General features: G+C 66.7%; 20 protein-coding genes. 9 read left to right on the forward strand and 11 right to left on the reverse strand.

The features are described from left to right. The first annotated feature begins 262 nt into the window (after window positions 1-262). Window positions 263-3,070: a TonB-dependent receptor plug domain-containing protein gene (locus ACW17Z_RS14310; protein WP_419318689.1), complete on the forward strand. Its 2,808-nt coding sequence runs from the start codon at window positions 263-265 to the stop codon at window positions 3,068-3,070. Between the two features lie 52 nt (window positions 3,071-3,122). On the opposite strand, the gene ACW17Z_RS14315 is transcribed toward ACW17Z_RS14310, so the two are convergent. Then, window positions 3,123-3,908, reverse strand: a complete 786-nt coding sequence (locus tag ACW17Z_RS14315) for an LOG family protein (RefSeq protein WP_492056485.1) — start codon at window positions 3,906-3,908, stop codon at window positions 3,123-3,125. Between the two features lie 5 nt (window positions 3,909-3,913). Next, window positions 3,914-4,513 (reverse strand): NAD(P)H-dependent oxidoreductase, encoded by a 600-nt coding sequence (locus tag ACW17Z_RS14320; RefSeq protein ID WP_492056487.1) that lies wholly within the window; start codon window positions 4,511-4,513, stop codon window positions 3,914-3,916. Window positions 4,514-4,683: 170 nt separating this feature from the next. On the opposite strand from ACW17Z_RS14320, the gene ACW17Z_RS14325 reads away from it, so the two are divergent. Both ACW17Z_RS14325 and ACW17Z_RS14330 read left to right on the forward strand, forming a co-directional pair. Then, the gene (locus tag ACW17Z_RS14325) at window positions 4,684-6,348 is read left to right on the forward strand and encodes an MBL fold metallo-hydrolase (protein WP_492056488.1); all 1,665 of its coding nucleotides are present in this window, start codon (window positions 4,684-4,686) and stop codon (window positions 6,346-6,348) included. A 35-nt stretch (window positions 6,349-6,383) separates the two neighbouring features. Further along, window positions 6,384-6,713: a hypothetical protein gene (locus ACW17Z_RS14330; RefSeq protein WP_419318681.1), complete on the forward strand. Its 330-nt coding sequence runs from the start codon at window positions 6,384-6,386 to the stop codon at window positions 6,711-6,713. A 30-nt stretch (window positions 6,714-6,743) separates the two neighbouring features. Here ACW17Z_RS14330 and ACW17Z_RS14335 read toward each other — a convergent pair whose 3' ends face one another. The 3 genes from ACW17Z_RS14335 to ACW17Z_RS14345 all read right to left on the reverse strand — a co-directional run bounded on the left by ACW17Z_RS14335 (window position 6,744) and on the right by ACW17Z_RS14345 (window position 10,239). Beyond that, window positions 6,744-7,271: a pyridoxamine 5'-phosphate oxidase family protein gene (locus ACW17Z_RS14335; RefSeq protein ID WP_492056489.1), complete on the reverse strand. Its 528-nt coding sequence runs from the start codon at window positions 7,269-7,271 to the stop codon at window positions 6,744-6,746. Window positions 7,272-7,300: 29 nt separating this feature from the next. After that, complete coding sequence (locus ACW17Z_RS14340) at window positions 7,301-7,972, reverse strand: helix-turn-helix domain-containing protein (RefSeq protein WP_419318677.1); 672 nt, start codon at window positions 7,970-7,972, stop codon at window positions 7,301-7,303. Window positions 7,973-8,073: 101 nt separating this feature from the next. Beyond that, window positions 8,074-10,239, reverse strand: coding sequence for an acetate--CoA ligase family protein (locus ACW17Z_RS14345; protein ID WP_492056490.1), 2,166 nt, complete (start codon window positions 10,237-10,239; stop codon window positions 8,074-8,076). Window positions 10,240-10,433: 194 nt separating this feature from the next. Here ACW17Z_RS14345 and ACW17Z_RS14350 point away from each other — a divergent pair, with 194 nt between their 5' ends. From ACW17Z_RS14350 to ACW17Z_RS14375, 6 genes are all read left to right on the forward strand, one after another. Continuing rightward, window positions 10,434-12,317, forward strand: a complete 1,884-nt coding sequence (locus ACW17Z_RS14350) for a PAS domain S-box protein (protein ID WP_419318673.1) — start codon at window positions 10,434-10,436, stop codon at window positions 12,315-12,317. Next, window positions 12,307-12,927 carry a response regulator transcription factor gene (locus ACW17Z_RS14355; protein WP_419318671.1) on the forward strand — a complete coding sequence of 207 codons (621 nt, stop codon included), beginning with the start codon at window positions 12,307-12,309 and terminating at the stop codon, window positions 12,925-12,927. The genes ACW17Z_RS14350 and ACW17Z_RS14355 overlap by 11 nt, the downstream gene beginning before the upstream one ends. Before the next feature lie 81 nt (window positions 12,928-13,008). After that, a complete protein-coding gene (locus ACW17Z_RS14360; protein ID WP_492056491.1) occupies window positions 13,009-13,416 on the forward strand; it encodes a response regulator transcription factor in 408 nt (135 codons plus the stop codon). 101 nt (window positions 13,417-13,517) lie between these two features. Continuing rightward, window positions 13,518-14,552: an alcohol dehydrogenase AdhP gene (gene adhP / locus ACW17Z_RS14365; RefSeq protein ID WP_492056492.1), complete on the forward strand. Its 1,035-nt coding sequence runs from the start codon at window positions 13,518-13,520 to the stop codon at window positions 14,550-14,552. Next, entirely contained in the window at window positions 14,549-14,944 is a 396-nt protein-coding gene (locus ACW17Z_RS14370) for a c-type cytochrome (RefSeq protein ID WP_419318665.1), read from the forward strand. Before adhP ends, ACW17Z_RS14370 begins: the two co-directional genes overlap by 4 nt. Before the next feature lie 290 nt (window positions 14,945-15,234). Continuing rightward, window positions 15,235-15,369 carry a hypothetical protein gene (locus ACW17Z_RS14375; protein ID WP_419318663.1) on the forward strand — a complete coding sequence of 45 codons (135 nt, stop codon included), beginning with the start codon at window positions 15,235-15,237 and terminating at the stop codon, window positions 15,367-15,369. 13 nt (window positions 15,370-15,382) lie between these two features. Here ACW17Z_RS14375 and ACW17Z_RS14380 read toward each other — a convergent pair whose 3' ends face one another. The 6 genes from ACW17Z_RS14380 to ACW17Z_RS14405 all read right to left on the reverse strand — a co-directional run bounded on the left by ACW17Z_RS14380 (window position 15,383) and on the right by ACW17Z_RS14405 (window position 23,851). Next, window positions 15,383-15,733, reverse strand: coding sequence for a hypothetical protein (locus ACW17Z_RS14380; RefSeq protein ID WP_419318661.1), 351 nt, complete (start codon window positions 15,731-15,733; stop codon window positions 15,383-15,385). Further along, window positions 15,730-17,295 carry an FAD-dependent oxidoreductase gene (locus tag ACW17Z_RS14385; protein ID WP_492056493.1) on the reverse strand — a complete coding sequence of 522 codons (1,566 nt, stop codon included), beginning with the start codon at window positions 17,293-17,295 and terminating at the stop codon, window positions 15,730-15,732. Before ACW17Z_RS14385 ends, ACW17Z_RS14380 begins: the two co-directional genes overlap by 4 nt. 65 nt (window positions 17,296-17,360) lie before the next feature. Next, window positions 17,361-18,848, reverse strand: a complete 1,488-nt coding sequence (locus ACW17Z_RS14390) for a M56 family metallopeptidase (RefSeq protein WP_492056494.1) — start codon at window positions 18,846-18,848, stop codon at window positions 17,361-17,363. Next, window positions 18,838-19,206: a BlaI/MecI/CopY family transcriptional regulator gene (locus ACW17Z_RS14395; protein WP_492056495.1), complete on the reverse strand. Its 369-nt coding sequence runs from the start codon at window positions 19,204-19,206 to the stop codon at window positions 18,838-18,840. Before ACW17Z_RS14395 ends, ACW17Z_RS14390 begins: the two co-directional genes overlap by 11 nt. Before the next feature lie 102 nt (window positions 19,207-19,308). After that, entirely contained in the window at window positions 19,309-20,760 is a 1,452-nt protein-coding gene (locus ACW17Z_RS14400) for a tryptophan halogenase family protein (RefSeq protein WP_492058537.1), read from the reverse strand. Window positions 20,761-20,968: 208 nt separating this feature from the next. Then, entirely contained in the window at window positions 20,969-23,851 is a 2,883-nt protein-coding gene (locus ACW17Z_RS14405) for a TonB-dependent receptor (RefSeq protein ID WP_492056496.1), read from the reverse strand. Window positions 23,852-24,212 lie beyond the last annotated feature (361 nt).

The raw sequence follows: 24,212 nt of genomic DNA on the forward strand, positions 1-24,212 counted from the left end.
GCCGTGGGCGCGGCGCCAGGTCCAGAGGCCAAACGCGCACTGGACCCCGGTCGAGCCTGTTTCCGGACCCAGCGCTGCAGATCCGTGCGCTGTGCATCAAAGCTGCACGTGGAACACATTCTGTCCACCAAATCTGACAATTTGATCTTTTCGGCTTTCAATTTGTGAGAAATGCAATCCAACATGAGCGGACCTTGGGGTGCAACCCGGCGTCGGGCCTGTCCACGAGAATGGATGCGCCGCTAAAAAAGAGGGGATAATGATGAAGATGCATCTGCTTGGGGCCAGCGCCCTTGCCGGCGCGGCGGGCCTGATGATCACCGGCCAGGCGCTTGCGCAAACCACCCCACAGACGGACGAGACAGCGGTCGAGGCCCTGGTCGTCACCGGCTCGCGCATTCCCCGGATCGCCACCGAGGGCCCGGCCCCGGTCACCGTCATCACCAGCGAGGCCATCAAGGCCGCGGGCTTCAACAGCGTGCCGGACGTGCTGCGCAGCCTCACCCAGAACGGCGGCGAGACCCAGACCCAGCAGTCGTCCAGCGGCGCCGACTGGACGCCCGGCGCCCAGCAGGTCGACCTGCGCGGCCTGGGCCCCAATCATACCCTGGTGCTGGTCAACGGTCGCCGCATCGCCGACTTCCCCCTGCCGTTCAACGGCAAGAGCGCCTTCACCGACACCTCCTCGATTCCGCTGGGCATGATCGACCGCATCGAGGTGCTCAGCGGCAGCGCCTCGGCCGTCTATGGCTCGGACGCCATCTCGGGCGTTGTGAACTTCAATCTGAAGAAGAAGGCCGACGGCACGATCGTCGACGTCACCTTCGGCGGGCTTGAGCACGGCGGCGCCAGCAGCCAGCGCGTCAATGTCTCCAGCGGCTTTTCGCAGGGTGACTTCGACCTCGTCATTGGCGGCGAGTTCGTCAACCAGAAGCCACTCTGGGCCTATGACCGCGACATCCAGGACAGCACCAAGGACGCCCCGACCGCTCGCGCCCGTATCGCGCGCCGCGACTTCCTGCGCATGGATCCTGACGCTGAAGTCTATATCGATCCAGGCCGCGCCACCTGCGCCACGCTCAGCAAGCTGAACGGCGGCTCAGTGGAATACGCCAGCCGTCCGGGCTGGGGCGACTATGACGCCGACCTGGATGACTACGGGCCCGGCTATTATTGCGGCAGCTACAGCTCGATCGGCTACGGCACCATCATCAGCGAACGCAAGAGCGCCAACGTCGTGGCCTCGCTGAACTATGCCAAGACCGACGACCTGTCGTTCTTCGCCGACATCTCGGCCGGCTACAGCCGCACCCGCCAGTTCCAGGATGTGCTGAACTGGGAATACCAGGACGCCAATGGCAGCGAAGACGGCATTTTCTACAACCAGTTCACGGGCGCTCTGGACCTGTGGCACCGCAACTTCACGCCTGAGGAAATGGGCGGCCTGAGCAAGGGCTACATCAAGAACGTCTCGCGCACCTTCAGCATCACGCCGGGCGTCAAGGGCTCGCTGGGCGGCGGCTGGGACTACGAGGCCTTCTATAACTTCAGCCAGTACAAGTCGTCGATCAGCTGGCCCAAGGTTGTGACCTCCAAGGCCACGGCCCTGTTCCTGGGCGCGCAGCTGGGCGTCGATGAGGATAGTGGCTATCCGATCTTCAACGCCGATCCGGCCCGTCTCTACAGGCCGCTGACGGTCGCCGAGTTCAACTCGATCACTGCGCGCACCACCTACAAGCCGGTCGCGCGCCAGCAGGGCGTGTCGTTCCAGGTCAACAAGGCCGACCTGTTCACCCTGCCCGCCGGCCCGGTCGGCTTCGCGGCCGTCGCCGAGCTTGGTAAGCAGTCCTACAAGCTGGGCCTCGATCCCCTGGCCACCCAGAACTACTACTACGGCCTGCGCGACGCCGACGGCGATGGCTCGCGCAAGCGCTGGGGCGCCGGCTACGAGTTCCGCGCCCCGCTGCTCAAGAGCCTGGAGCTGAGCACGGCCGGCCGTTATGACGGCTACAAGTACGGCGGCAACTCCATCGACAAGTTCACCTACAACGGCGGACTTGAGTGGCGGCCGGTCAAGACGCTGCTGGTGCGTGGCGCCTATGGCACCGGTTTCCGGGCCCCTGACCTGCATTATGTCTTCGCCAAGGAAGGCATCAGCCACCCCTCAGGCACGGACTATTATCGCTGCCGCAGCGAGGAGCCCGACGAGGAAGTGGGCGACTGCAGCTATGCGGGCGAGGGCCTGGTGAAGGTTCGCCTGGGCAACGCCAAGCTGAAGCCGGAGACCTCCAAGTCGCTGAACTATGGCGCAGTCTGGTCGCCGATCCGCAACTTCGACATCTCGGTCGACTATTTCCGCGTGCAGCTCGACAACGCCGTGCTCGACATGAGCCTGGACAGCGTGCTGCGCCAGGAAGCCGACTGCCGACTGGGCAAGACCAGCGCAGGCACGGCGGTCAGCGCGTCCTCGCCGACCTGCGTCGACGCCCTGGCCCGCGTGGCCCGCAACCCGCTGACCGCGGCGATCAATCCCGGCGCCATCGCGACCGTGACGATCAATCCGATCAACGTCGCCACCGAAAAGACCACCGGTGTCGACGTGGCCGCCCACTATCGCTGGCCGACCGAAAGCTTCGGGACGTTCAATTTCGGCCTGACCCATACCTGGGTGCACAAGCACACCAGCCGGCAGTATCCGGGCGATCCGATCGAGAACCAGCTGGCCTATGACAGCGGCTTCTACATCCCGCGCTCCAAGAGCACCGGTTCGATCAACTGGACCCTGGACCGCCTGACCCTGGGCGTTCACGGCCAGCGCCTGGAGCGCTTGCCCAACTATGCCGAGGATGGCTGGATCAAGGAGAGCTATCTCTACAACGCCACCGTCCAGTACGACCTGAACGACACCACTCGGATCAGCCTGGCGGTCGACAACCTGCTGGACAAGGGCCCCCAGCGCGACCCGACCTATTCGGGCTATCCCTACTATGACACCTCGTGGTTCGACTCGACCGGGCGCAGCTACTACCTGCAGCTGACCCACAAGTTCGGCGGGGCGGGCGGGCTGTAAGGCTCCCCGGCGATTGAAGGCGGCCGCCTCGCGGCCGCCTTTTCGCAAAGGTTCAGGGAGCGGGCGGCCTGGCGGCCAGGACCCGCGCCCACGCCGCTTCCGCCGTATCGGCGAAGGCGAAGAGATCCAGATCCGCCGGGTCGATCATGCCGTGCTCGACCAGGGCGTCGAAAGCGATCACCGAGCGCCAGTAGGCCTCGTCGACCAGCACGATCGGGATGGGCGGGCACTTGCGGGTCTGGCGCAGGGTCAGCAGCTCGAACAGCTCGTCGAAGGTGCCAAACCCGCCCGGAAAGACCACCAGGGCGTTGGCGCGCATGGCCAGGTGCATCTTGCGCATGGCGAAATAGTGAAACCGGAAGGTCAGTTCGGGCGTCGAATACGGGTTGGGTCGCTGCTCGCGCGGCAGGGTGATGTTGAAGCCGATTGATGGCGCGCCCACGTCGAAAGCGCCGCGATTGGCGGCCTCCATCAGGCCAGGACCGCCGCCTGTGGCGATGACGTTGTCGCGCGGCTGGCCTTCCACGTGCGTGGCCAGGCCCTGCTCGGAGACGATGCGCCCAAAGCGCCGCGCCAGGGCATACCATTCGCCGCGCCGTCCGGGGGAATCCTCCCGCACCCGGGCGCTGCCGAAGACCACGATGGTCGAGCGCACGCCCCAGGCGCGAAGGGCTTCGTCAGCCTTGGCGAATTCCAGCAGGAACCGGACGCTGCGCATGGAGTCGCCCAGCAGGAAGTCCTGGTCGAGGGCCGCCAGGCGATAGGATGCGGAGGCTTCCTGCCGGTCACTGTTCGCCCCGGGCGCGGGGGCGCCGGGGTTCGGGGTATCGCTCGGCATGAACGCTAGGCGGTCGCTGGAGCGAACAGGTCGTCCAGACCGACGCGGACCCTTTGCAGGACGTCCGAGCGAGACTCCTCGGTGATGTTCGAGACGATCGAGCCGAAGTGCTTGTGGTCGAGAACCCGCAGACCGCAAACGCCTGACAGGTGCAGGTCGAACACCGTCATCAGGGCCTTCAGGGCGCCGGTGTCGTTGACCCAGTCCTCGGGCGCGCCCGAGGTTGAAAAGCTGAGCAGGGTCTTGTCGTCCAGAAGCGATTCCGTGCCGCCCAGGCCCGGCGCATAGCCAAAGCCCATGCTGAACATCCGGTCGACATAGCCCTTCAGGATCGCGGGCGGGGCGTTGAACCAGAACGGATAGACGAAGATGAAGCTGTCGACATCGCCGACCAGCGCGCGCTCGGCCACGATGTCGGCAGCCGGATGTGCGCCCGACGCCGAGGGCAGTTCCGTGGCCTTGAGGCGGGGGTCGAAGTCGAGAGCGTAGAGATCGCGCAGCAGCACGGTGTGACCGGTCGCGCGCAGATGCTCGACGCAGGTTCGGGCGATGGTTGCGCAGAAGCTGTCGGGCTTGGGGTGGGCGAGGATGACGGCGTGTTTCATGGGGCGGCTCCCAGGCGGCGACGGGTTGCCTTCACAGACTAGTCCTCGGTCAGGCCGCCAAATTGATCCAGATCACGGAATGGGGCGCAGTCTGGCCGATCCTGTCGGCTCCAGCAGGCCTTGCCGGTTCGCGTCGCGTCCGATCTGGCCCATCCCCGCGAGATCTCATCATGACCCCGATCCTGTCGTTTCATGGCGCCGCTGGCTGCGTGACCGGCTCCTGCGCCCGCCTGCAGACCCGAGAGGCCACGGTGCTGGTCGACTGCGGCATGTTCCAGGGTTCCAAGACCCTCAAGGCCCTCAACTATGGCGACTTTCCCTTCGACCCCACCCGGATCGACGCCGTTCTGCTCACCCACGCCCATGTCGACCATAGCGGCCTGCTGCCCAAGCTGATGCTGGCGGGCTTCGAGGGGCCGATCTATGCGACGGCGGCGACGCGCGACCTGTGCGCGGTGATGCTGGCCGACGCGGGCGGGATTCAGGAGGCGGAGGTGGCGGCGCTTAATCGGCGCAACCAGAGACGGGGTCTGGCTCCGGTCGAGCCCATCTATACCGAAGCCGACGCCGCCCGCGTGATGAAGCAGTTTCGGAAGGTCAAGCTGGGTGAGCCGGTAGAGGTCGCGTCCGGGATCTCGGCGACCTACTGGGAGGCCGGCCACATCCTGGGCTCAGCGTCGATCGAGGTCGAAGTCGGTGCGAAGGACGCCCGCAAGCGGCTGCTGTTCTCGGGCGACCTGGGCTCGGGCGGCAGCGACTTTGTCGCCGATCCGCAAGGTCCCACGGGCGTCGATCATCTGATCCTTGAATCCACCTATGGCGACCGCGAGCGCACCGTCACCAGCGGCGTCGCGCGGCGCGCGGCCTTGGCCGAGGAACTCAAGGCGGCGCACGCCGCTGGCGGCCCGTTGCTGATCCCCGCCTTCGCGCTGCAGCGCAGCCAGGAACTGCTGGTCGATCTGCTGCAACTGATGGAGGACGGCGACGCGCCGCGCGGCGACATCTTCCTGGACTCGCCCCTGGCCATCGAGGCCTCCAAGGTGTTCCTCGACCGGGGCTGGAATCCCGCCCTGCAGCGAAACCCTTTCGAGCCGGTCCGCCCCTCCGAGCATCTGCGCTTCCTGGACAAGCCCTGGGACAGCGATGGCCTGGAGCGGCTCTCCGGCTGGCATGTGATCCTGGCCGCCAGCGGCATGTGCGATGCGGGCCGGGTGCGCAAGCATCTCAAACGGTTGCTGTGGCGCAAGGAGGCGACTGTGCTGCTGTGTGGGTTCCAGGCGGCCGGCACGCTGGGCCGGTTGCTGGCCGAAGGCGCCGAACGCGTCAGCATCCAGGGCGACGAGGTGCGGGTTCGGGCGCGGGTGCGCAGGCTCGACGCCTATTCGGCCCATGCTGACGCCGCCGGCCTCACACGCTGGGCGCTCGATCGGGCGCCTGTCGCCGGTTCCATCCTGCTGGCCCATGGCGAGCCTGACGCCACCGCCGGGTTGCGGGATCGGCTGACCAGCGCCGGTTTCGATGCGGCCGCAATTCTGATCCCCGACCTGGACGACGCCTTTGATCTCGGCGAGGGACCCGCCGTCCCGCTCAAGTCGTCGCCCGCCAGGTTGCCGCCCCATGCCGCCTCCAAGCTCGACTGGCACAACAAGCGGGTCGCCTTTCAGATGGCGCTCAACGCCGCCCTCGGCGGCGCCGAGAGCGACGCGGCGCGCGAAGCGCTGTTGCGCCGCCTCAGCGCGGTGGTCGAAGGCCGGCCGGACAGGCCGCTAAATGCGACCTCGGCGAGCGAACTTGATTCAGCTCAAGGCCCGCCGCCGCCGGTGGGGGTGTTCTAGCAACGTCATCCGCCCCCTTTTCGCAAGGCAAGACAATGGCATCTCGTAAGATCAAGACGATCGCCCGCGACGGTCGCGACGCGTTCCAGAACGTCACCGACCACCTCAAGACCATGGTCGACCACTTGGGCCACGACGCTGGCGATGCGGCCTCGGTGAGCGCCGTGGCCCTGGGTCATGCCGCCATAGAACTGGTCGGCGATGTCCAGACCAAGCTGGATCGTCTCGAGAGAGCGGCGAAGAGGGAGGTCCGGCGCCACCCGGCCGAAGCCCTGGCCGCGACCGCCGCGAGCTCGGCGCTTGTCGCCGCCATCGCCGCCGGTCTGATCACCTACACCCTGGTTCGTCGGGGTCAGGACGCCTAGCGCCCTGACCGGTCGACGCAGAAACTGCGCCTAGGCTGCGACCGGCTCGAGGCGCCAATCCTGGCCGACGGCGAACAACTGGATGCGGCCTGGGGGTGATCCGTAGTCGATCAACGACACCCACATCGGCATGAAGCGCAGCAGGACCACGCCGCGCCCGGCGGGGTGGGGCTCGAAGCGGGCGAACTCGGGGGTTCCCCAGATCCGGCGATTGAGCGCATCGACCCACTGCGGGTTGTCGATGACGCTGGCCTTTCCGGCCAGGGACAGGCCCTGCGGCGGGCCCTGATCGTCGCCGCCGATGGCGATCGAGACCCGGGGATCGGCGACGATATTGACGTGCTTCTGGCTGTCCTGAGCGACCAGGAAAAACAGCGCAAGGCCGTCGGCCAGATAGTTTACCAAGGTGGCCTGTGGCCAACCGTCAGCACGCAGGGTCGCCACGCTCATCAGATGGTGGCGGGCCAGGATCGCGTTGACCCTGGCTTCGGGTGTCGCGGAGGATGCGAGCGGCTCAGTGGGGGGCTCAGTGGGCGGACGGTGTGGATCTTCGGCCATGAGGGCCTCCGGTGGACGTCGCGCGAGGTTCAGGCTGCGACGAGATCGGCCATTCGCACCGGCGCGGCGACCCGGAACCGGCGGCAACCCTCGAGGGCGACCAGGCCGTCAGCCTGCAATTGGGTGACCATGCGCGAGACGGTCTCGATGGTCAGGCCCAGATGATCGGCGATGTCCTGCCGGCTCATCGCCAGTTCGTTCCAGGCCGCGCCCTGCCGCTTGGCCACGTCGGACAGGAAGCCCGCGACCCGCTCATAGGCGCTCTTGCGCGCCAGCAGCATCATGTGGTCCTGAGCCCGACCCAGTTCCTGACCGGTAGCGCGCCAGATCAGACGCTCAAGGCGTTCGCCGGCCTCGCCGTAGTGTTTCAGCGCTGAGCGCTTGGCCACGAGGATCTTGCTGTCGCACAGCGCTTCGGCCGAGGCGCGGTGGGTGAGACCCGCCTCCAGACCGAAAAGGTCGCCGGGATAGTAGAAGCCGGCGATCTGGCGACGCCCATCGCCCAGCAGGCGAGAGGCGCGAACCGCCCCGCGCTGGACCTGGTAGACCATGTCGGTCTCGTCATCCTGGGCGTAAATCTCTTCGCCGCTGGAGTAGGTCATGCCGACGCCGACCGCCGAGAAGACCTCGTCGGACGAGATCACCTGGGCGTGCGGCGGGGCGGCTTCAGCGCGGTCTCGCAGATAGGCGGGCATCGACATCGCACATCTCCCTGAGCAGTGGGTTTCAGGGATAGGTGAACGGCGGAGCATCTCACATTGGGATGTTTACGTAGGCGAAACAGATCCGCCGCCAAGGCGGCCTAATCTGTCGCCCCGGGCTGAAGAACCAGGCGCGAGGCGAGGCCGGGCTCCTGGCTGATGACGATCCGCGCATCCAGCGCCATGACGCCCCGGGCGTCCACGCGCAGAGGGTTGATGTCCAGCTCGACGACATCGGGCAGATCCGTCGCGATCGCCGAAAGCGCCTCCAGGGTGGCGACCACCCCGTCTATGTCGGCCCTGGGCTCGTCGCGATAGCCGGCCAACAGGCGCGATATCCGGGTCCTGGCGATCATGGCGCGTGCCTGGTCGCCGCCCAGGGGGGGCAGGCCCAGGGCGTGGTCCTTCAGAACCTCGACCGCCTTGCCGCCGGCCCCGACCATCACGACAGGACCGAAGGTGGCGTCCAGAGCCAGGCCGACGATCAGTTCATGGGCGCGGCCTGGCGGGATCATGGTCTGCACCGCAAAGCCGGTGATCGTGGCGTCGGGCAAGGTCGCGGCGACGCGGGCCGCCATGGCCTCGGCGGCGGCGCCAGCGGCCCGCGCGTCGGGCAGATCCAGGGCAACGCCGCCGACATCGGATTTGTGGGAGATCTGCGGCGAGACGATCTTGACGGCGTAGGGCGGCGCCAGTTCCGCGCAGACCCCGGCGACGTCCTGGGCCGTGGCGGCCAGTCGGGTCGGGACGGTGGTCACGCCATAGGCGCCCAGCAGGTCCTTGGCCTCGATCTCGTTGAGCAGGGTGCGCCCTTGCGACCGGGCGGTCTGGATCAGGGCCACCGCCGCAGCGCGATCGTCGGTACGCGGATCGCGGCGGCCTTGCGCGCCGGACATGCCGGCCTTTGCGCGGCGGGCGGCGAGAAGATGGCCAAAGCCCCTTATGGCGGAGTCCGGGGCCCCGAACATCGGAAGGCCGGCCGCGCTGAGGATCGGTCCGGCGACATCCTGATTGGCGTCGCCCAGCCAGCAGGCGATAACAGGCTTGAGCACGCCGCGTCCGCGAGCGGCGACGACGCTGTCGGCCACGCCTTGGGCGATGTCGCGCGGCTGGGTCAAGGCGGTCGGGCAATTCATGACCAGAACGGCGTCGACCCCGGGGTCCGACAGCACCGCGTCAAGCGCCACGCGATAACGCTCGACCGGCGCGTCGCCGATCAGGTCCACCGGATTGGCGTGCGACCATCCGGCGGGGAGGACGGCGTTCAGGCGCTCCAGGGTCTGGGGCGCCAGCTCGGCCAGGACGCCTTCGCGGGTCGTCATGGCGTCCAGCGCCAGGATGCCGGCTCCGCCGCCATTAGTGATGATGGCCAGTCGATCGCCGGCCAGGCCCTGTCCGACGCGCAGAACGGCGGCGGCGTCGAAGAGTTCGGTCAGGCTCTCGACCTGGACGATGCCGGCCCGTTCGAAAGCGCAGACATGAACATCATAGGCGCCGGCCAGGGCGCCGGTATGGGAGCGGACAGCCCTGCCGCTGGCGGGGTTTCGTCCGGCCTTCAGGGCGATCACCGGCTTGATGCTGGCGGCCGCCCGGGCTGAGGCCATGAACTTGGCCGCGTGGGTGACGCCCTCGATATAGAGCAGGATGGCGTCGGTATGGGGATCGGCCGCGAACAGATCGATCAGGTCGCCAAGGTCGACCTCGGCCATGTCGCCAACAGAGACGATCCCGGAAAAGCCCAGTTGCCGGGTGGTGGCCCAGTCGATCAGCCCGCTGATCAGGGCGCCGCTCTGGGAAATCAGGGCCAGATTGCCTGGAATGGGCGCGCCGCGCGCGAATGAAGCGTTGAGGCCGGCGTGGGGCGCCAGCAGGCCCAGGCCATTGGGTCCGACGATGCGCAGTCCATAGGGCCTGGCGGCGTCCAGCATGGCTTGCCGCAATCCGTTGGCGTCGGTGAGGCCTGCCGAAAGGATCACGGCGACCTTGACGCCGGCCGCGCCCAGTTCGGCGATCACCGGGGGAACGGCGGCGGCCGGGACGATCACCACGGCGAGGTCGGGCGGCTCTGGCAGGTCGGCAATGCGGGCCGCCCAGCGCGTTCCCGCCACCTCCAGCCGGCGCGGATTGACCAGATGGATAGGCCCGGCGAAGCCGCCGGACAGCAGGTTGTCGACCACCACCTGGCCGACCGAGCCCGGATGGTCGGAGCCGCCAATCACCGCCACCGAGGCGGGCGAGAGCAGAGCGGCTAGGTTGTATGGCGACATCGTGACCTCAGGCGTCCTGACCCATCCGCGCGGGCCGTCGCGGGACAAGGGCGGCGCCAGGCTGCTGACGCGCAATCCGTAGAGTCCCGCACCAGATCTTCCGCCGAACCGGTTTGTAACCCGCGAGGCGACGGGGCATTGTCGGGCTGCAGCTAGGGTCCAGATCATCTCGACCGCGGAAAGATGAAGAGCGTATGGCGTCCGGTTCGGCCCTGCAACAAGATCAGATGAAGGGCTACGGCGTGGCTCTGGCGGCCTTCGCCCTGGCGGTTGCGATTCGCGGACTCCTGGCGCCTTGGCTGGGGAACCATGCCGCCCACCTGCTTTTCACCGCGCCCATCGTCGTTGCCGCCGCGTTCGGCGGGGTTGGCGCGGGCCTCGGCGCCACGTTCCTGGGCCTCATCGCCGGCTTCCTGTTCGCTGGCCACGACCAGCCCACAGCTCTGGCGATGATGGAGGCCCTGACATTCCTGTTGGCGGCGACGGGAATCACGCTGGTGGGGGCGGAGATCGGTCGTCTGCGTCGAGAAGCGGTGATCAACGAACAAAACGCGGCGGCCCGCGCGCGGCAGGCCGAAGACGTGGCCAGCGAGCTCAACCTGCTCATCGATGGGGCGACCGAATACGCCATCTCCATGCTCGATCCCGAAGGGCGGGTGCGGATCTGGAACGCCGGCGGGCAAAGACTGATGGGCTGGAGCGAGGCCGAGGCTGTGGGTCAGTACGTCGCGGCTTTCTACCCGCAGGACGCCCGCCAGGCGGGCAAGCCGCAGGATGATCTCGCCAGGGTCCAGGCCGAGGGCAAAATCGAGGAAGACCGCTGGTTCCTGCGCCAGGACGGCTCGGAGTTCCTGGCGCATGTTTCCATCACCGCCCTTTATGACCGGGCCGGCGTCCTGCGGGGCTTTGGCAAGGTCCTGCGTGACGTCACCGACCAGCGCGCCAGCGAGCGGGCGCTTGACGCCGGCGCCGAACATCTGCGGTCGATCCTGTCCACCGTCCCCGACGCCATGGTCGTCATCGACCAGCGTGGCAAGATCCTGTCGTTCAGCGCCGCCGCCGAGCGGTTGTTCGGCTTTCTGGAAGCTGAGGTTGTGGGCGAGAACGTCCGCTGCCTCATGCCCTCGCCGGACCGCGAGCGTCACGACGGTTATATCGAACGCTACCTGACCACCGGCGAGCGCAAGGTGATCGGTATGGGACGCGTCGTGGTCGGCCTGCGCAAGGATGGCACGACCTTTCCGATGGAGCTGTCGGTCGGCGAAGCCACCGGTCAGGGCCCTCGAGTCTTCACCGGCTTTGTCCGCGACCTGACCGATCGCCAGCGCACCCAGGCCCGCCTGGAGGAACTCCAGGCCGAGCTGATCCATATCGCCCGGGTCAGCGGCATGGGGACCATGGCCTCGACCCTGGCCCACGAGCTTAATCAACCGATCACCGCCGTGGCCAACTATGTCGAGGCCGTGCGCGATCTTCTGGCCAGGCCGGATCCCGATGAACTGCCGATGATCCGCGAGGCGCTGGCCGACGCGGCCGGCGAAGCGATGCGCGCAGGCAACATCGTCCGACGTCTGCGCGACTTCGTCGCCCGGGGCGAAGTGGAAAAGAGTGTCGAGGACCTGCCGGCCGTCATTCACGAAGCCGCCGCCCTGGGCTTGATGGGCGCCCGGGACCAGGGCCTGGACCCGATCTTCGAGCTGGACGCCGACGCGACGCCGGTGCTGATCGATCGCGTGCAGATCCAGCAGGTGGTGATCAATCTGGCGCGCAACGCCGTCGAGGCGATGAGCGGAGCCGATCAGCCCAGGCTGTGGCTGAGCACCCACGATCAGGGCGATGGCCTGGTGCGGGTCACGATCGCCGACAACGGCCCCGGCGTGGCGCCGGGCATCGGCGGTCAGTTGTTCACCGCCTTCGTCAGCACCAAGACCGAGGGCATGGGGCTGGGGCTGTCGATCTGCCGTACGATCGTCGAAGCCAACGGCGGTCGCATCTGGCATGAGCCGCGCCCAGGCGGCGGCTCGCAGTTTCATTTCACACTGGTCAAGGTTGAGAAGGAAATCCTCCATGAACACTAGGCGGATGATCCATATCGTCGATGACGAAGAGGCGATCCGTCGCTCTGCCGGGTTCATGCTCAAGACCTCGGGCTATGCGGTGTCGACCTATGCTTCGGGAGACGCCTTTCTGCAGGAGGCCAGGGACGCTGAGCCGGGTTGCGTGCTGCTGGACGTGCGCATGCCTGGCATGGACGGCCTTGAGGTCCAGAAGGCGATGGCCGAGCGGGGCATCGCCATGCCTGTGGTGGTCCTGACCGGGCACGGCGACATCACCGTGGCGGTTCGCGCCATGAAGGGTGGGGCGGTCGACTTCATTGAAAAGCCGTTTGAAAAGGCGGTGCTGCTGACCGCCATTACGGCGGCCTTCGAACGGCTGGACGACGCGGGCGCCCGAGCGGCGCGGGCGGGGGACGCCGCCGTCGCCATCGCGGCCCTGACCAGTCGCGAGCAGGACGTGCTCCGAGGCCTGGCCCAGGGCCTGCCCAACAAGACCATCGCCTTCGACCTGGCCATCTCGCCGCGCACCGTCGAGGTGCACCGCGCCAATCTGATGGCCAAGCTGCAGGTAAGGAGCCTGTCCGAGGCGCTGCGGATCGCCTTCGCCGCAGGCCTGCAGGAACAGGCCTAAGGAGCTCTACGTAGCGACCACGCCATTGTCGTATGGCATCCCCCGCACGTGACCCGTCTTGGTCGCGAAGGCAGGCCGGAAATGACGCAAGCGCTCTCCAACACCGTCGAACACCGCGCGCGGCTGCTGCTGGTCGAAGACGACGCCGGCGTGCGTCGCTCGCTGCAGCTGCTGCTGCACGGCCGCGGCTTCGAGGTGCGCGCCTACGCCTCGGGCCTGGCGCTGCTGGCCGATCCCACGGCGCTCGATGCGGTATGCTTGGTGGCGGACTATCGCATGCCCGAAATCGACGGCCTGCTGATCCTGACCCGGTTGCGCGAGCTGGGCTGGCGGGGCGAGGCGCTGATGATCACAGCTTTCCCGACGGCGCGGTTGATCGATCAGGCCCTCGCGGCCGGCTACAGCCGCGTGATCGAGAAGCCGATGGCCGAGGCCGTCCTGGTCGAGGCGGTCGAGCGTGTCATGGCCGCGCACCACGACCCTAAGTAAAACTCCCAACTGCGAGGCGGCGGCGGCGGCGGTATCAAACCGCCACCATGAGGCGGCCTGCTCCATCCAGGCAAAGCCTTTGCGACACCTGGAGAGACACCATGGACAAGACCATGAGGGCCGCTGTCGTTCGGGCCTTTGGCCAGGCGCTGGTCGTGGAGGACATCGCGCGACCCGTGCCGGGGCGCGGTCAGGTGCTGGTCAAGATCGCCGCCTGCGGGGTGTGTCACACCGATCTGCACGCGGCCCATGGCGACTGGCCCATCAAGCCCAGCCTTCCGTTCGTTCCGGGCCATGAGGGTGTCGGCACCGTGGTCCAGGTCGGCAAGGGCGTCGAGCACGTCAAGGAAGGCGACCGGGTCGGCGTGCCCTGGCTGCACTCGGCCTGCGGCCAGTGCACCTACTGCCTGAGTGGATGGGAGACCCTGTGCGAGGCGCAGCAGAACACCGGCTACTCGGTCAACGGCGGCTTCGCCGAATATGTGCTCGCCGACGCTGACTATGTCGGCCATCTGCCGGCCAAACTGAGCTTCCTGGAAGCGGCGCCGATCCTGTGCGCCGGCGTCACCGTCTACAAGGGCCTGAAGGTCACGGACGCCAAGCCCGGCGACTGGGTGGCGATCTCCGGCATCGGCGGGCTGGGCCACATGGCCGTGCAGTACGCCAGGGCCATGGGGTTCAAGGTCGCCGCCGTCGATATCGACAAGGACAAGCTGCATCTGGCGCGAACCTTGGGCGCGGAGATCACCGTGGACGCCCGCGAGACCGATCCGGGCCCCTATCTGCAGACCCAGATCGGCGGCGCGCATGGCGTGTTGGTCACCGCCGTGTCGCCCATCGCCTTCTCGCAAGCCATGGGCATGGTTCGGCGCGGGGGCACGGTGTCGCTCAACGGCCTGCCGCCCGGCGATTTCCCGCTGTCGATCTTCGACACGGTGCTGCGCGGGATCACGGTGCGGGGCTCGATTGTCGGGACGCGCCTGGATCTGCGCGAGGCCCTGGCCTTCGCCGCCGACGGCCGGGTACGGGCGACGGTCCACGCCGAGGGCCTGCACAACATCAACAGCGTTTTCGACCGCATGGCGCGGGGCGAGATCGAAGGCCGCGTGGTGCTCGATTTCGAGGATCGGCTGTGAGCGGCCGTGGGATCAGCAGCGCGGGACTGCTTGCTGTCCTGGCCCTGGGCCTGGCGGGCGCTCAGGCTTCCGCCGAGCCTGCGTCCAAACCCCCACAGGCGTTCGGCGGCCAGGGGATCGCCCAGCGCAACTGCGGAACCTGCCATGCGCTAGACGGCCGACCCAGCCCGCTGGCCGATGCTCCGCCGTTCGCGACCCTGTATCGACGCTACCCGCCCGGCGGGCTCGACCAGATCCTGACGGAAGGCATGCTGGCCCCCAGTCGCAAGCCCGAGGAGGGCTCACCTGAGCGCCATCCGCGCATGCCGATGGTCGAACTGGACGATGACGAGGTCGCCCAGCTGAAAGCCTATTTGAAAAGCCTGGATCCACGGACTCACAACCGTCAGTAACGAGCGCAGGCGCGTCACCGCTTCGACCTCCGCCGACGGAGACGGACTGGCGAGAAGAAGTTTCCCCTCAGTTGCGCGAGATCAATACCACTCAAGCTTCATTGCGAGATAATCAAGCCACGAACAGGGAGGTTCTCGATGACTGTTCTTCAACTGACCCTTGGCATTCTGGAGACCGTCGCGTTCGTCGCGTTCGTCTTGACCCTGAGCGCCGTTTCGCTGCTGACTTTGGTAGGCGAGGGGCCGGTCATGCGCAGGTCGCCACGGCCCTCTGATCGGCGGATCGCGCGATGACTGACCGCCCTGACGCTGGGCTCAGGCTTGTCCTGATCGCCGCAATCCTGGCGGTGGGCGTAATCTCGCTGGCCGCCTGCCAGCCGCAGCAGTTTCGGCAACCCCGTCATGAGCCGGCCACGCGCCTCTGAACCTGACCAGACCCTAGGCGGCGATCCCCAGGGCCAGTAAGCCAAACAGCGCACCCTCGGTTTGCGACAGCCGCCAACCCCGATGGATAAACACTGCGCCCTGACGAAAGTCGCCAGCGGCGCGACGGCGCAGGTCGGCGAGCGTCCCGGCGTTCCGCCCGTCCGGGAACAGCCGGATCGCCAGGGCCTTGGCGCTGGTTCCCGGATTCTGTTCCAGCCAGGCCTTGCCGATACGTTCGACAGCAGCACGGTCCAGATCGTTGAAGCCTGCCGTCGGGGCGGCGAGGGCCACGGCGGGCAGACTGGCGCTGGCGGTCATCGCCAGCAGCGTGGCAAGCAGGTCGCGGCGGGCCAGAAGGGTCATCGGACGGCTTCCATCTTCAGCTTCAGGTGGTCGGCCAGGCGCAGGGTCAGGGCCAGCAGGGTCAGGGTGGGATTGGCGATGCCCGAGGTCGGGAATACCGAACTGCCCGCGACATAGAGATTGGCCGTATCGTGGACGCGGCAATCGGCGTCGACCACGCCCTGCTTCGGATCGGCGTGCATCCGCGTCGTCCCCATGTGATGGCGCGAGGCGCTGGCGATGGCCACATAATCCGTACACTGAATAGGCCAGCAGAGGCGGCCCTGACCGGATGCGCCCAGAGCGTCGCCCATGGCCGCCGTGGTGCGCTCAAAGCTGTCCCAGTCGGCCCGGGAATAGACCCAGTCCAGTTTGATGCGCGGCATGCCCAGCGGGTCGAGATCGGCCGGATCCAGGGTGATGCGGCTGTCGGGATTGGGGAAGTGCTCGGTCATGGCGAAGCAGCCGAACAGTTGCCCGCTCTGTTGATCCACGCCGCTGCCAGCATCCAGACGGGTCGCCGTCTGGCGGATGACCTTGGTCTCGGCCTGGGTCGGCGTGCCCGAGCCGGGTTCGCCGCCGTTATAGAGGGTGAGGGTGAAGTTGCCGGTCTTCATCCGGGTCTGGCCGGCCAGGCCGCTGCCAATCACGCAGTGGGCGGCGGCGCGGGCGGGCGGCACATAGAGCGCCATCGACTCGGTTCGGGCGATATTGACCGCCGAACCTTCCGTCTCGGCGTCGCCATCCATCGAATAGGTGACATGGCCCTGGAAGAACCGGCCCACCAGACCGTGACGATTGCCGACGCCCTCGGATCGCACGGTGTTGGAGGCCAGCATCAGCCGGGCATTCTCGATGCCACCGGTCGCGAGGACATAGGTCCGGGCCCTGGCGGTATGGCGCTTGCCGCTGAGGCAGGCCACATCCAGCCCTTCGACAGTGTCGCCTTTCGCCGCGAGGCGAACCTGGGTGGCGTTGGCGTAGAGATACACGGTGATGTTGGGCGCATCCGCAAAGTCGGTGCGGAAGGCGTCGAAGGCCGCCTTGTCTGCCCCGCCCGAGATCTTCGAGAAGTAGCGTGGCGCGGAGAAGAAGCCGTCCTGGGGATCCAGATCCAGCGGTCTGCGGGCCTTGTCCTGCAGCACCGGCGTGTCGGGTCCGAAATGCGGAATCCCCAGCAGGTCGCAGGCCCGGTCATAAAAGGGCTGAAGCTGCTCGCGGCTCATCGGCCAGCCGCTGTAGGGCGCCCAGTCGCGCTGGGCAAAGTCGGCGGGGTCCAGAGGCGCGCACTTGCCGCCCCAAACATGGGCTGAACCGCCCAGGGCGCGGATCCTTGACTGCGCGGGATAGTCGTTAAGCGCCCTGTCAGGGTTATCAGGTGCGCGGACGGTCGCTGAGCCCGCGTAGAGGGCCTGATTGTCCATGTCGATCTCGCGACCGCCGCTCTCGAGGACGGCGACCCTGATCGGGCCGCCGGCCAGTTCCCGGGCCAGGGCGATGCCCGCAATGCCGCCGCCGATGATGATCAGATCGGCCTCGATCCGGCTGGCGTCAGGCAAGGTTCGGGCGTCGATGAAAGCCATCGTGTTTCCTGTCTGATTGTCGGAGGGGGGCAGGGCGCCGGAGCGCTGTGCTCCGGCGGGACGCTTTAGGCGCGGGCGCCTTTGGCCTTGAGATACTGGACTACGGCGAAGTGGCCGCGTCGGCTGGCCTGGCTGAGCGGTGAGCGGGTTTCGCCGGGATTGGCGACGACCGACCGGTTCACGTCGGCGCCCTTTTCAACGAGATAGCGCACGGTCGCCAGGTCGCCTGACTGGGCGGCGTTGATCAGCGGCGTCTCGTCGCCGGGGACAAACGACTCCACCGATGCGCCGTGTTCGACCAGGGCCTTGACGATGTCCAGGCGGCCGCGGGCGGCGGCCATGATCAGGGGGTTGCCATCCCCGCGGGAGCCCAGATTGGGGTCGGCCCCCTTGGACAGCAGAAGCTCGACCAGATCGACGCGGCCCTGGCGCGCGGCCTCGATCAGGGGCGTACCGTCGCCGACGACCTTAGTGTCGGGGTTGGCGCCGGCGGCCAGCAGTTCACGGACGGCCTGGGCGTCGCCCTGGCGAACGGAGTCGAACAACGGGCGACCCAGGTGGCGTGCAACGGCGCGGGCGGCCAGCTCGGGCGTTTGCTGGATCTCACGGGCGGGCTGGGCCGCCCAGGCCGTGAAGCCGACCCCCAGGGCCAGAATGGCGACCGAGACGGCGCCGGCCATCCGGCGGGCGTGGCCCAGACGGTGCTGCTTGAGCATGACGAATCTTTCCTTGAGTTGCTTGTTGGCCGAGGCTGGCCAGTGGCAGCCGAGCGGCGGCGCGTGGGGCGCCAGCTGGGTCTTCAGCATGGCCTCGCCATAGGTCCGGCGAGCCACGGGGTGGCGGTTCAGGACGGCTGCGTCACAGGCGATCTCCTGGTCGATCCGCAGGCGGCTTGCGCCGATGTGGACCAGAGGGTTGAACCAGAACAGGCACTGGACCGCGATGGTCAGGGCGTTGATCTGGGCGTCGCCCATCGACAGGTGATTGCGCTCATGGGCCAGGATCAGGGCCTGTTCCTCTGGCGTGAAGCGCAGGGCGAAGTCGGCGGGCAGGACGACCCGGGGCGACAGTGCGCCGATCACGGCGGGACCGACCCCGGCATGCTCGGCATGGAACAGGTCACCTTCGCCGCGCAGGCGGCCCAGTGACTTGAGGAACCGGCGCTGGCGCTCGGCCTGGACGCCGATGGCCAGCAGGGCGACCAGGGCCCAGGTGATGACCAGGAGGTTTCTCAGGCGATGCGAACTGGCGACCGAAGACAGGGTCGTCGTTTCGAACCCCGGCGTCGGCATGGGTCGCGGCTCAGGCGAGGGTGTCGGTTTCGGTGTCGGCGGTGTGCTCGTGACCACCGACGGCGCTGGCGGAGCGATGCTGACGACCCGCGCGGGCGCCAGCACGGCCAGAGCCGCCAGCGGAGCGATCAGCCATAGACCATAGGCCGCGCGCGCGCCAAATATCGACCGCACGGGACGGCGCAGGATCAGCACCAGCAGAACGGCGCCGGCGATCGCCAGATTGGCGCGCAGCAGCAGGGCCAGGATCTCATTTGTCATCGTCGAGGCTCTCCAGCAGGCGGCGCAGATCGGCGACATCCTGGTCGCTGAGCTTTTCGCGTTGCGAGAAATGGGCCACCAGCGGGGCCAGGCGGCCGTCGAACAGTCGGTCCAGCAGTCCCTGGCTTTCGGCGTGCACATAGTCGCTCTGGGCGACCAGCGGCCGGTAGAGGAAGCGGCGGCCATCGCGGTCAGCGGCGATGGCGTCCTTCTTCAGCAGGCGGTTGAGCAGGGTCTTCACCGTGGCGTCGGCCCAGTCCTGATCGGCGGGCAGGGCGGCGATGATCTCCTCGGCGCTGAGCGGGCTCTTGGCCCACAGAGCTCTCATCACCTGACTTTCGGCCGTGCTGATCCGCATGGAGCCTCTCCTTGTTGGCTCCATCGTTTACATCCGTAATCGATCCGGTCAATCAACGATTACGGATGTAAACGAATTGTAATCTCCGAAGGTCGCTAGAGGCTAGGCGGCTCCCACCCGCGCCGGCGAAAGCCGTAGCGCGTCGATGTGTCTGGGCATGGCCTCGGCGGCCTGACGGATCTCGCGGCGGATCTGTTCGAACTCGGCGGCGATGCGGTCAGGGTCGTGCAGATCGACCAGCGGATCGTAGGACCTGGGTCGCACGCCCTGGCCGTCCAGCACTGCTTGCCAGCTGGTGGCGGTGAACATCTCTTCGGGATGCTGGGACAGGCGACCGCAGGCCCGGAACAGGGCCAGGCGTTCGGACAGGCTCTCGGGCAGTTCCATCTCGCGGCGCGAGCGCCACAGCGGCTCGTCGCGCTGGTTGGCGTGATAGTGCAGGACGATGAAGTCGCGGATGCGCTCGAAATCCAGCTGGATACGTTTGTTGTAATCGTCGACCTGCACGGGCTCCCAGGTCTTGCCGGGGAAGGCGGACAGGAACTTCAGCAGGCCGGCCTGGATCATGTGGATGCTGGTTGATTCCAACGGCTCGATGAAGCCGCTGGCCAGGCCCAGGCTCAGCACGTTCTTGTTCCAGGCTTTCTTGCGGCGACCGGTAACGAAGCGCAGGCGATTGGGCTCGGCCAGGGCTGAGCCGCCCAGGCTGGCGCGCAGGGTGGCCTCAGCCTCTTCGTCATCAATGAACGCGCTGGAATAGACATAGCCGTTGCCGTCGCGGTGCTGCAGCGGGATGTTCCAGACCCAGCCACCGGCCTGGGCCGTTGAGCGGGTGAAGGGGCGGGGGTCTTCCTGGCGCTCGCAGGGCATGGCCATGGCGCGGTCGCAGGGTAACCAGTGCGACCAATCCTCGTAGCCGGTCTTCAAGGTCTGCTCGATCAACAGGCCCCGGAAGCCGGAGCAGTCGATGAAGAAGTCGCCTTCGATCCGGCGATCGCCTTCCAGCACCAGGGCCTCTATGAAGCCGTCCTCGCCGCGCTGGGCGACATGGGCCACCTTGTCCTCGATGCGCGTCACACCCAGGCGCTCGGCATAGGTCCGCAGGTAGCGGGCATAAAGCCCGGCGTCGAAGTGGAAGGCCGAGCCGAAGGTCGAGAGCGGCGACGACGGGTCCCTGCTCTGCTGGCCAAAGCGCCCGCGTCGGGCGGCCTGGTCACACAGCGAATAGTCGCCCAGCGGCCCGGCCTTGTTCAGGGCCGACAGCTTGAGCCAGTACTGATGGAAGTAGCCGGGGTCCGGCGCGACGCCGTAGACCCCGAACGGGTGGAAATAGCTTTCGCCAGGGCGGGTCCAGCCGCGGAACTCGATGCCCAGCTTGTAGCTGCCTTTGGTCTCGCGGACGAACTCGGCCTCGTCCAGGCCCAGGGTCTGGTTGAAGCTCCGGATCGGCGGAATGGTGGCCTCGCCGACGCCGATCGTGCCGATCTCGGCGGACTCCACCAGCGTGATGGCGCAACGGCGCCCGAGGGCGCGCGAGAACAGGGCCGCCGCCATCCAGCCGGCCGTGCCGCCGCCCAGAATGACGATCGAGCCGGGCAGGTTGTCACTCTTGGGATCGACCACCGGGGGCTCCTTGTGCTCAGACGATCATGATCCGCCGGAGCGTAGACACAAGTCCGGGACCGCCCTCGCAGGATGGCGGCCCCGGTGAAGTTGGAAACGGCGGGCGGGGAATAGTTACCCGCCGTCAGGGCAGGCTAGACTACATGCCGAACTTGAACCGCACGCCGGCCGAGAGGCGACGGTCGCCTCCGACGAAGCGGAACGGCAGGTTCGGGAACTGCAGGTAGGTCTTGGCGTCTTCCTTGGTGAGGTTGGAGCCTTCCAGGGTGAACTTGAGGGCCGGGGTCACCGCAAAGGCGACCTGACCGTCCAGTTGTCCGTAGGCGTCATTATAGATGCCAAGCGTATGGACATCGGCTCCAGCACCGAAGCCATAGTTGCCGACAAAGGCCTTGTCCCGCCAGGCATAGGAGAGGCGCGCCGAGAACGGCCCGGTCTCGTAATAGCCTTGCAGGTTATAGGCGCTCTTCGAGACGCCGGGGATTGGCAGGCTCTTGGAGTAGTCGTTGCTGTAGGGAGATTCCGAGTCCGAGTAGGTGTAGTTGGCGGTGAAGCCGACCCCGAAGTCGAACGCGTACTGCGCCTGAAGTTCGACGCCCTTGATGGTGCCGCCCGCGCCGTTCACGACCGACGAGAACGGACCGACCGAGGCCCCGGCGACCGACTGGTCCTTCACGGTGACGCTGTAGGTGTTGGAGACGATGAACGAGTCCACCGTCTTGTAGAAGAAGCCGGCCGACAGCAGGCCCTGGCTGCCGAAATAGTGCTCATAGGCGATGTCGAACTGCGATGCCCGGAAGGGATCGAGGTTCGGATTGCCGCCGCTGCCGTTGGTGTAGAGGAACTTGTCCAGGTTCGGGCCGGGGTTGGACGAGCGGGTGAAGTTGTACGAAGCGCCCTGGCCCAGATCGAACAGGTTTTGCGACGAGACCACGCGGGCCGCGCTGGCGCGGACCTTGTCGGTGTCGCTCACCTCGAACACGCCCGACAGGCTGGGCAGCACGTCGGTGTATTCGCGGACGGTGTTGGACGCGTCGGGGTTCTTCAGTACGCCGTTCCAGCTGTCGGTGCCCCACCACAGCGGCGTCACCGGCGTGTTGGACGAGTCGATGACCAGCTTGGTGTGGACGATCCGGACGCCGGCATTGATGTGATAGGCGTCATCGGCGTCCCCCAGATCGGCCATGGCGTAGGTCGAAGTGGTCTTGTCCTTGATTTTGAAGGACTCGATCGGATCCTTGTAGAAGGCGAACTTGGTCGAGGGGTAAAGCGCCTGGATCCAGCCGACCGGATTTTTCATCTGGCCATAGTCCTGGAAGATCGCGGCGACGCCGTGAACCGTGTCCGTGACCGCCCGGCTGGGGGCCGAGGCGGCGGTCTGGTACGGCGTGACCACGGCCGGCGAGTTGCCGAAGCGGCCGCAACCATAGAAGGCGATGTCGCACTTCTTCAGGCCGATGGCGCCGTCCTGGAAGTAGCCGAGCGGCGTCCAGTCAACGAACACGCCGTGGTCGGTCGTGCCCTGGGCGCTGGCCGGCAGTTCGCCCTTGGCCGAGTAGTCGGCCAGGTAACGGCCATAGGTCGAATCGATCTCGCGATCCGAGTAGCGGGCGCCGAAGCTGAAGACCAGATTGGCTTCCTCGGCGAACGCCGGCTTGTACTTGAAGTCGGCGGTGAGGGCCGTGTCGTCGATCTGGGTCTTGTCGCCGAAGGCCCAGTGCGACTTGAAGAACACCGAGGTCGGATTGACCATCGCTGCGGCCAGGTTCGCGGCCGGCGTGAAGAGCGGATAGGCTCCGTTGGTATAGCCGTAGGTGGCGACCAGAGGCGCCGTGGCGTTGGGCGCAAAGCCTGCGCCGCCGTCACGCACGCCGTACTGGGTGTAGCGCGTGTCGACCTGGGCGGAGTTCGAGGCGTAGTCGGACTTTGAGACCGCAGCGCGGAACTTGGCGCTCAGTCGGCCGCCATTGTCCCAATCGGCCGAGAACTGGACGTTGTCGGTCTTGGCTTCCGCGTCCTTGGCGAAGGTGTCGCCTTCGGAAGAGTTGGCGGTGACCAAGCCTGATTGCAGGACGCCGTTGCTGTCCTTGGACAGGCCCTGGGCGTTGTAGGTCGCGTTCTCGTTCGCATAGGCCCATTTCAGGGAATGCTCGCCCGTGAAGATCTTCAGGTCCGAGTGGAACCAGTCGGCCCGCAGGGTCAGGGAATCCGAAGCGCGCAGGTCGGCGTTCAGCGAGAAGGCTGTGCGTTCGCGTTCCTGGTGGCGGTTGTTCGTGTAGCGATATTCGGGCGACCAGACATTGGTCGTCCCAGTGGCGACCTGGTTGTTGCCGGTGGCGGTGTTGCGTCCCCGGAATGCCCAGTTGCCGCGATTTTCGCCGCTCAGGATCTCGGTGTCGACGTTGGTCTTGTCCCAGGTGAAGCTGCCCAGAAGACCGAAATTGTCCGAGAACTTGTGGCCCAGGACGACGGAGACCTGGGGCTTGCCCTTGCCCTTGAACGAGCCCTGATTGTAGCGCACGTCGGCTGACACGGTGGTGTTGTCCCGCAGGTCCAGCGCGTTGCGGGTCTTCAGATTGACCGTGCCGCCCAGGCCGCCTTCGATCACGTCGGCGCGGGGCGATTTGATGACATCGACGCCGGCCAGCAGGTCGGACGGAATGCCTTCCAGCGAATTGGTCTGCTTGTTGTTGCCTTCGCCCAGGCGGAAGGCCTCAAGGCCCGACAGGAAGGTGTCGCCGTTCAGCAGGGTGACGTTCTGATCGAGACCCCGGATGCGGACCTTTGTGCCCTGGCCGTTCTCGCGGTCGATCTGCACGCCGGGCAGGCGCTGCAGCGACTCGGAGATGTTCTGATCGGGGAATTTCCCCATGTCCTCGGCGGTGACCGACTCGATGATCAGGTTGGAGTTCTTCTTGACGTTCAGCGCGTTGGCCAGCGAAGCGCGGAAGCCTGTAACGACAACCTGTTCGACTTCGGTGTTGGCCGCCTGCTGGGCGTGAGCCTGGCTGGCGGCGATCATGGCGAGCGCCGAGGTTGCGGTCAGCAACGCGACGCGGGACCGATGGAATGACTTTCTCAAGACCCAATACCCCTCTGCAAAGTTAACGCGGAGGCTCATGCCCGGAGAGCTGACCCCCCAGGGTAGAACCGCGCTGGTTTTGGGGATGCCTGATGCATCCTCCCCTTGCTGATCCCGGCTCTGTTAGGCCGGTAACTCGAAGCCGTGAGACTCCAAGGCAGCGCTGTCAATTTCATGCGACAGCGCTGTCAGCTGCCGTCAGATAACAGCGGTTCATTTCTTATTGCAAGTTGTTTTAATTGGCCTGACGGGTATCTCGCCGCTGTCAGACCTTCCGCTTGGCGGCTAGGGTGTGGCGAAG

This window comes from Caulobacter sp. GSs2, from assembly GCF_058680895.1.